At 61.6% G+C, this 7,587-nt stretch carries 12 protein-coding genes; 3 read left to right on the top strand and 9 right to left on the bottom strand.

All coding sequences use genetic code 11. The features are described 5' to 3' along the window. The 4 genes from EOA27_RS14070 to EOA27_RS40670 all read right to left on the bottom strand — a co-directional run. Window positions 1-471, bottom strand: a 471-nt coding sequence (locus tag EOA27_RS14070; protein WP_145970347.1) for a glutathione S-transferase family protein, incomplete at its 3' end; no start/stop codon positions are given. Window positions 472-764: 293 nt separating this feature from the next. Then, on the bottom strand, window positions 765-986 hold the full coding sequence (locus EOA27_RS43160) for a hypothetical protein (protein ID WP_348526261.1): 222 nt from the start codon (window positions 984-986) through the stop codon (window positions 765-767). Next, complete coding sequence (locus EOA27_RS14060; RefSeq protein ID WP_348526262.1) at window positions 928-1,860, bottom strand: NAD(P)/FAD-dependent oxidoreductase; 933 nt, start codon at window positions 1,858-1,860, stop codon at window positions 928-930. Before EOA27_RS14060 ends, EOA27_RS43160 begins: the two co-directional genes overlap by 59 nt. Window positions 1,861-2,029: 169 nt before the next feature. After that, window positions 2,030-2,194 carry a hypothetical protein gene (locus EOA27_RS40670; RefSeq protein WP_189341959.1) on the bottom strand — a complete coding sequence of 55 codons (165 nt, stop codon included), beginning with the start codon at window positions 2,192-2,194 and terminating at the stop codon, window positions 2,030-2,032. Window positions 2,195-3,721: 1,527 nt separating this feature from the next. Here EOA27_RS40670 and EOA27_RS14055 point away from each other — a divergent pair. Continuing rightward, the gene (locus EOA27_RS14055) at window positions 3,722-4,081 is read left to right on the top strand and encodes a helix-turn-helix transcriptional regulator (protein WP_126083852.1); all 360 of its coding nucleotides are present in this window, start codon (window positions 3,722-3,724) and stop codon (window positions 4,079-4,081) included. Between the two features lie 167 nt (window positions 4,082-4,248). On the opposite strand, the gene EOA27_RS14050 is transcribed toward EOA27_RS14055, so the two are convergent. Both EOA27_RS14050 and EOA27_RS14045 read right to left on the bottom strand, forming a co-directional pair. Then, complete coding sequence (locus EOA27_RS14050) at window positions 4,249-4,470, bottom strand: hypothetical protein (protein ID WP_126083330.1); 222 nt, start codon at window positions 4,468-4,470, stop codon at window positions 4,249-4,251. Between the two features lie 14 nt (window positions 4,471-4,484). After that, window positions 4,485-5,351 (bottom strand): RNA ligase family protein, encoded by an 867-nt coding sequence (locus EOA27_RS14045; RefSeq protein ID WP_126083331.1) that lies wholly within the window; start codon window positions 5,349-5,351, stop codon window positions 4,485-4,487. 122 nt (window positions 5,352-5,473) lie between these two features. On the opposite strand from EOA27_RS14045, the gene EOA27_RS14040 reads away from it, so the two are divergent. Then, window positions 5,474-5,659, top strand: coding sequence for a DUF3606 domain-containing protein (locus EOA27_RS14040; RefSeq protein ID WP_042642958.1), 186 nt, complete (start codon window positions 5,474-5,476; stop codon window positions 5,657-5,659). 178 nt (window positions 5,660-5,837) lie between these two features. Here EOA27_RS14040 and EOA27_RS14035 read toward each other — a convergent pair whose 3' ends face one another. Further along, window positions 5,838-6,041 carry a KTSC domain-containing protein gene (locus EOA27_RS14035; protein ID WP_126061481.1) on the bottom strand — a complete coding sequence of 68 codons (204 nt, stop codon included), beginning with the start codon at window positions 6,039-6,041 and terminating at the stop codon, window positions 5,838-5,840. Between the two features lie 97 nt (window positions 6,042-6,138). Next, window positions 6,139-6,372 carry a hypothetical protein gene (locus EOA27_RS14030; RefSeq protein WP_126083332.1) on the bottom strand — a complete coding sequence of 78 codons (234 nt, stop codon included), beginning with the start codon at window positions 6,370-6,372 and terminating at the stop codon, window positions 6,139-6,141. Window positions 6,373-6,546: 174 nt separating this feature from the next. Between EOA27_RS14030 and EOA27_RS14025 the strand changes: the two genes are divergently transcribed. Next, a complete protein-coding gene (locus EOA27_RS14025) occupies window positions 6,547-7,140 on the top strand; it encodes a DUF922 domain-containing protein (RefSeq protein WP_126083333.1) in 594 nt (197 codons plus the stop codon). Here the strand turns inward: EOA27_RS14025 and EOA27_RS14020 are convergent. Continuing rightward, window positions 7,137-7,587, bottom strand: a 451-nt coding sequence (locus EOA27_RS14020; RefSeq protein ID WP_127256519.1) for a tetratricopeptide repeat protein, incomplete at its 5' end; no start/stop codon positions are given. The two genes, EOA27_RS14025 and EOA27_RS14020, sit on opposite strands and share 4 nt — an antisense overlap.

The raw sequence follows: 7,587 nt of genomic DNA, 5'->3' as shown, positions 1-7,587 counted from the left end.
GGCGATGGTGAGCGTACCGCCGCCCAGGAAAGGCGTGCCGGCCAGGCTGCCCTCCAGCGCGCCAAGCGCTCGCACCCCCGCCTCGCGCTTGCCGGCAACCAGCGCCTGGTTGCGCTCCAGCCGGCCGGTCAGGCTCCAGAAGCGCAGCGAGCCGATGACCGGCTCGACATAATACTGCTCGAAGAACAGCCACTGCATGACCTTGGCGCGGGCAAGCCGGTCCGTCGGCAGATAGGGCGTGCCCTCGGCGACGAGGGTGAGGATTGCGTTGGACTCGGCGATCGCCTGGCCATTGTCCACGGCGAGCACCGGAACGGCGCCGGCCGGGTTGAGCTTCAGGAAAGCCTCCGTGCGGCTCTCGCCCTCGAAGATCGAGACCATGCGGGTTTCGTAAGCGATGCCGAGCAGGCCGAGCAGGACGCGGATCTTCCAGGCGTTTTGCGACGGGAGATAATCGTAGAGCATGAGCATGGCCGATCCCTCATTGGCAGCAATGGCTTCGCATGAGGTGGTCCGATGCGCCACCCGATTCAGGTGGCGGGGCTCAAAACACAGAAAGGTCTTGGCGAGGCCCCCCTCTCTGCCCTACTGGGCATCTCCCCCTCAAGGGGGGAGATTATATGTCATGTATGCTTTCGCCAATCACCAGCGCTGCAGGGAGACGGCCGTCGGAAGCTGCCAATCTCCCCCCTTGAGGGGAAGATGTCCGGCAGGACAGAGAGGGGGGCGAAGGAACCCGGCCTATCATGTTGGCCGCGACCTCCTCACCTCCCCGCAATATCCCTCGCCACTGCCTGCGCCTCGATGCCGATCTCGCGCAGCAGACCCGTGACGGGGTTGTAGAAGCCGACGAGATAGACGCCCAATTCGCTCGCCCGCGCGTTGACGCCGCTCTTGTCCGGTCTGAGCTCCGCCGGCAGGAAGGCGTCATAGGCCGGACGGTAGCCGGTGGCGAAAATGGCCGCGTCGAATCTTCTCCACGCCATCGACGAATGTCACGCCGTCTCCGGTGAAGCTTGCGATGTCCGGCGCGATGCCGATCCGACCCTGCTTGATCGCCGCCACGGTGCCGATATCGATAACCGGAATGCGGCCGGCCTCGATGCCTTGCAGGATGCCTTGCTTGGGCCGCACGATGCCGTATCGCTCCAGCCGGCCCAGCGCCCGGTCGAGGATCTTGGGGAACATCCAATCGTTCAGCGCCTGCGGCATGGTCCGGCTGGCGATGCCCACCATCTGGATCGGCACGCCGAACAGCTGGCGCGGCACGATGTGGACGCCCTTGCGCACCGAGATGGTGGGGTGAGCGCCGCTTTCGGCCAGATCGAGCGCGATCTCCGCGCCAGTATTGCCCATGCCGACGATCAGCACGTCCTTGCCGGCATAGGGCGCCGCTTCGGTGTAGGCGGCGCTGTGCAGCACCTTGCCCTTGAAATCCTCGATGCCCGGGAAATCCGGCATGATCGGCTGGGCGTTGTTGCCGGTGGCGACGACGACCTTCCTGGCGCTGATCCCGCCGGCGTCCGTCTGGACCAGGAATTTTTCGCCCTCGCGGCGGATGGATTTGACCGTGACGCCGAAGCGCGGCTCAAGGCCGAAGCGCTCGGCATAGGCATCGAGATAGGCCACCACCTTTTCGCGCGGAACGTAGCGGGGATGGCTTTTCGGGAACGGCACGAAAGGCAGCGAGGAGAAGGATTTCACCGTGTGCAGATGCAGCCGCCGGTAATGCCGCCGCCAGGACGGCGCAACCTCATCAGCCTTTTCGAGAATAAGGAAATCGACGCCCGCCTGTTTGAGGCAGGCCGCGACGGCGAGCCCGGCAGGGCCGGCGCCGACAATGACGACATTGGTCTCCAAAACGCTTTTCCTCCCGCCAAAGCGGCAAAACCTATGACGGGAGGGGTTGGAGGGGCAAGTAGGGAGAAGCACCCATGCTCCACCGCGTGGGATGGAGCGGGGCGCCCGGCGCCTCATCTTCGTGCATGAACGCCGCAGAGATGCATAAATCGCGATTTATTCGCGAGCGTCATACTCGAAAGCGCCGTTCGGCGCCGCGGGAGAGCACGCAGATTTCGGCTTCGGTCAGCGTAATCTGATAGCGCTGTTTGGAATTCTTCGAGTAGATGTCGTCAGTAACAATCGAGACGGTCACATCGCCGTTCTCGTCGATCTGTACATCCTCGATCTGCAACGGCGCCGAGTATATGCATTTCGGTGATCCTGGCTTTCGCGCAGGCTGAGCAGACAATCGCAATGTGAAAAGATCCCTTGCTGTGCCAGCAATTCGACCGACGCAAAATTGATGCCAGCAATTCGGTCCCGAGATGGGACGACGTTGGTCTACTCCCTCGTTCGTCCTTATGGATACGTGCCAACTATTTCGGCAAGAGCGTAGTGTTTCGCCAGCCGGCGCCGCGTTCGCCACCCGAAACCCAGCGCCGGCTAGGCCCGGCGGTCATCCATCAACGCTACCCAACGGAACCGCCGGGCCGCTCTTATCGGCAAGTGCGCCTCGCCGGTGGAATGGCGGCGATAGCCGTGCCACGATGCTCGCCAGCGCCGGCCTAAAGCGCGTCGCGATCTTTCAGATACGCTCCATGCGCTTTAGGTTTTTGATTTTACGCATGTCTTTATCCCGAAACCGATTCCCACTTTCGGGAGACATGCTTTAGCGATTCCGGCTTACTACCAACGGCAGCGTGCCGATCCCTCGGCAGAGGCGTATATTAAAGCGAGCCGGTGCCATGTTTCGTTTCCGAGTCCCCGCCGGCTAGGCCCGGCGTTCGCTGGCCTACCCCGTCAGCCTGCCGGGCCGCTCCCGTCCATCCCCTGTGCCATGGGCGAAAAACGGTGGAAAGTCATCAACCGTGATCTTCATGCAGATGCGCTAATATACCATCTGCCACAGCCGGCTCCCCACCCGAGTCGGCTAGGCCCGGCGGTTCATCCACGCTACCCCAACGCGGAACTGTCGGGCCGCTCTAGAGCAATTTCAGGAAAAGTGTGAGCGGTTTTCCGCCTGGAATTGCGACAACACAAAGAGATAGAGGGTTCGCCGTTTCCATGAAACGGTGAAACACTCTAGGACGGCGAAACGGAAAGGGAGGCCGCCTTCCCCCCCAACGGAGGAAGGGCGTCGGCCGCCAACTCATTCAGACTGAAGTCCCTCGCTTGCTCGCATTGGTCCATGCGGCGAAACATTTAGTCCGCGAGATCATTTCGGGTCCTGACTGACGAGCGAAGTCCCCTGATCGTCAGTTTTTTTGCAGATGATGCCCGCTGTACCCCCGGCGGGCATCGTTCGTTGGATGGCAGAACCCCATGGGCAGCCCTTCCGCTGCTCCGGCGTCACCGCGTGATTGGTGAATTGGAGATTTCGGTCATCGCGGCCGGCGGCGCATTTTGCGCTCCTGGATCTGGATCGACCGGTCCTCGCCCGCTCGGAAGGTGGTGTTCTTTGCTTCTGCTTGGCGTGGAGACGCCCAGAAGCGCGCATGCGAGCTTTGTCTCAAATAGGTTGATGAGGGGGCCGGTCTGCGACTTCGCCGTGACACTCGATCGCAGACCGGTGTCCACTCCTGGGTAGAAATGGGACGGCCCGATACTGACGCATCGCCACCACGGCCGCGATGTTAAATCCTGGCAGCTTCGTTGCCCACCTGCTTCGTTGCAAAAAATCGGCCTGGAACATTTTAGCGAGATTGAATGTTCCAGAGTTATGGACAGCCGACATGAACTCTCCGCAGAACAGGTCAGATTTGCCCGGGCCCTCTTGAACTGGTCGCGGGTACGCCTGGCTTCCAAGGCCAACGTCAGCGAAGCGACGATCAGCGGAATCGAAAACGGCCTAAAGAACACTCGACCTAGCAGTGTGCTTGCTGTGCGGAGAGCTTTAGAGGCTGGAGGAATTGTCTTTGCGCCGGACGGGCGCGCTTCAATAGCGGATCCGCAAGGCCAGTTCACCGCCGACAATAGAACGTGGCGCCGACGGATGGCAGACCGCTCCTTGACTCGCGACCGATCTGAGGTGCGATCTCAAATGAGAGCCGACGCTCGAAAGAAAAACCCGCCGACCTAAGCCGACGGGTCATCTTCCCTCAAACTGCTGTGCGCCCCTTTCCCCGGATGGTCCGCCCGAAACCCAGGAAACCCCGCACAAGGCTTTTCTAATGGAATCTCATGTAAAGGGCTGTAGCTTGGCAGCAACAGCTGGCGCGACTAATGAGGCAACGACCGTGATGCCGCTTAGGACATGTGTGAGCGACCCAGAGCCAGCCGTGACAGCGAAACAAGCTCTTCCTCATCCTCGATGCCGGCCATGAAGTTGGCGAGGATTCGGGACGCCAGGGCCTCACGTTCATCGGCAGTCTGCTCCTCAGTTTTCAGCCGGTCGAACACCCTTGCCAGGAACTCCAATTCAGCAGGCTCGAAAATTCCGGCGTCCTGCGCCTTCTGGCGAACTGGCATCGCAGTAACTCCACCTACTTTTCGCGAAAATCCTTCAGTGAGGCATGACGCAACGTCTCCTCGCCCTTGAGGAACTTCACCCGTCCGACCAGGCCCGGCTTCAGCCACTCCGCCTTCTGCTTTGCCAATCCCTTTGGAGGCGGAGCACCAACTTTGCCCTGCACGCGATCCCAGAGAGCCTGTCGTTTGTCGGCTTTGAAGGTCACAAACGCACCGCCCATGTACCGGCCCTTGTCGGCCATCAGCACCATGGCAGGCTTCCCCGCCTCACGCTGCACGCCAATGATGTCCATTTCGGCTTCGACGTAGCACTTGATTTTCCGCCAGTTCATGGTCGCGCCGGAGCGATAGACACTGTCGAGGCGCTTCGAAACGATGCCTTCCAGGTTGGCCTCGCACGCGAGGTGGTAAACGGCGTCGCCAGTGCCCGGCAGAGCCTCCGAGAACTGGATATGCCCACCTGCCGGGATAAGCGCTTGCAGCACCTCCCTGCGATCTTTCAGGGCCATGTCGCGCAAGTCATGGCCATTCAGATGCAGGAGGTCGAATGTGACGAAATAGAGAGCCTGAGGCCGCTGTGTGATGGCCGACCGCAGCGCATGGAAGTCGGACAGGCCTTTTTCGTTGAGCACAATCATCTCGCCTTCGATAATGAAGCTCTCTGCCTCCAGGGTCTCGGCTTCCTTGGCGATCGACTTGTACTTCGCGGTCCAATCAATGCCCGACTTTGTGAACACACGGACGCCTTCATCGTCCCTGATGATCTGCGATCTGTAGCCGTCGAATTTCACCTCATGGCTCCAACCGTCTGCCTTTGGCGGTTGCTCGACAAGCTCAGGCTCCATCGGGCGAATGAAGGACAGCCGAACCGGCTTACGCATGAGAGCCCCAACGCATCACTCAAGTTTGATTCAATAGCGCAGGGTCGTTTCAGTTCCGTTAGCTGCAGCTAATGGGAACATTCGGTGCGGAACTCTGTTCTCTCTCACCAGGAGGAACGGCTATGGCAGACGACAAGACCAAGCGCGATTTCAGGGACCGCGACCGAGTTTCGGCGAATGAGGATTACGAGGTTCGCTACTTCGCCAAACAGCATCGCATCACGCCCGAGCAGGTGCGTGAACTGATCGGCGAGCACGGCAACGACCGAAAGACGTTGGAGCGCGAGGCGAGGAAGCTTCGAGGATGACGAGGCTTTCCGAGCTGGGTCCGCCGAAAGGGGTGACGGTGCACCGCCCGCCAGGCTCCATTCGGAATTCGGACTTCTATCGCTGCGAGACGTGCGGCCAGGTCGTCGACTGCAAAGACATCAGACAGGTTATGTGGCACCAGTTCCAGGATGAGCATGAGCCGCTTGAACTGGACAGCTAATCGGTAACGCGGCGATACCGGAAATGACCGCGGATATGGTCGTTGAAAAAGCGGCCTTTGACAAAGGCCGACCGGAACGCGGCGTAAGTCTCCGGCGGCACGCCCTCAAAGTCGTAGCGCTTACCGCTGGCCACGAACCACACAGAGAGGATCCTGCTGGTTGGATCGTACTCTGTTTTCTTGATTGAGGTGGATGGCAATGGCGCACCTTGCGAGTTTGCATTCGCAAACGTCGGGAACGCGGCTTTTGTTTCAGGGATGGGGATCTATAACGCCTCCCCATGAAGCGCCGGCGCCCTAGTCCGCCGCGTGCGGCGCCTCGGGCTCGTCCTCCGGCGGTTCGAGGATCTCGATCAGTCTCGCCACGCGGGCGCCAGGCATGGCATGGCCCTCATTCACCAGCGCCTCGTCGGCGCCGATCCAGGCGAAGGCCTCGCGCAGCTCCTCGAGGCTTGCGCCGGTGAGCGCGATGTCGGCGATCACGGCCTCGTCCACCGGTCCAAGCACGGAAATGATCTCGTTGCGGGTCATCTTGTCCTCCCCCATCGGTTGGGATGATTGGCCAAGGAAACGGATGACGGGCGGAGCGGGTTCCGGCGCGGCGTCTCGTAGTCTCCTTCCTCAAAGGACGGATTGCCCGCGCGCTTTGATCTCGCACGAGACAACCGCTATGCACCTAACGCACGGAATCCCATCGAGTCCCTCATGAAATTCGCCATCCTGCTTTGCGCCTTGCTCCTTGCCTCCCCTGCGCGGGCGGAGTGGAAGCCCATCGAGAGTATCGAGACCTATGCCGTCTCCGGGCAAAGCGCGGAGCAGCTCTATCTGTCGATCGGCGAGAAGGGCCCGCTGGTCGGCGCGGCCGGCGGCGGGCGTCGCGTCATCGCGCACACGTTCTTCAAGCTGACCTGGCAGCGCGACTACCAGCCGCAAGGCAGCGCCTGCGTGCTGAAGTCGGCGCGACCGAAGCTGATCATCACCTACACGTTGCCGAAGCCGGCCAGAAAGCTGGACCCCGCCCTGCAGGCGCGCTGGGACAGGTTCGCGGCCGGGCTGATCGCGCACGAGAAGGTGCATGGCGCCGGCATCATCGACATGGTCGACAAGATCGTCGCCTTCAGCACCGGCCTCACCGCCGAGAACGATCCCGGCTGCAAGAAGGTCAGGGCCGAACTGACGGCCTATCTCGACCAGCTCTCCAGGGCGCAGCGCCAGGGCAGCCGCGACTTCGACACCAAGGAGTTCGGGCGGGACGGCAATATGTTGAAGCTGATCGCGGCGTTTCTGGGCGGGGGCTAACGGATCGCCACCAGCTTCGCCGCGTCGCGGATAGCGCGCACGGCGTCGGGATTGGTGACGGGATACCCCGCAATGAAACCGTCGACCGAGAAGCCTGGAAATTCCGTGCGCAACCTGCTCGCGATGGCGGCCGCCTCGGCCCCCTCGCCCTCCCTCGCATGGGCGAGCATCAGAAATATCAGCATGTGCGGAGAATCCGGCGTGCTCCGTCGCAGCGCTGCTATGGCGTCCCGGTACCTGCCGGCCGTGAACAGGACGCGCCCCTGCATGCCGAAATACCATGGCGGGGCAAGCGGGTTGAGGCGCATTGCGCGCTCGATGAGCGGGATCGCTTCGGCCGGATCGCCGGCGACCAGCGCTTTGCTGCCGGCAAGCAGCGCCAGTGTGTCGGCATGATTGGAACCACATTCGAAGGCGCGCCGGTGGGCTCTTTCAGCTGCCTCCAGA

Origin of the sequence: Mesorhizobium sp. M2A.F.Ca.ET.037.01.1.1, assembly GCF_003998075.1 — a bacterium.
In the GTDB taxonomy this organism is placed as follows: Bacteria; Pseudomonadota; Alphaproteobacteria; order Rhizobiales; family Rhizobiaceae; genus Mesorhizobium.
This window is presented reverse-complemented; position numbering and strand designations above follow the sequence as displayed.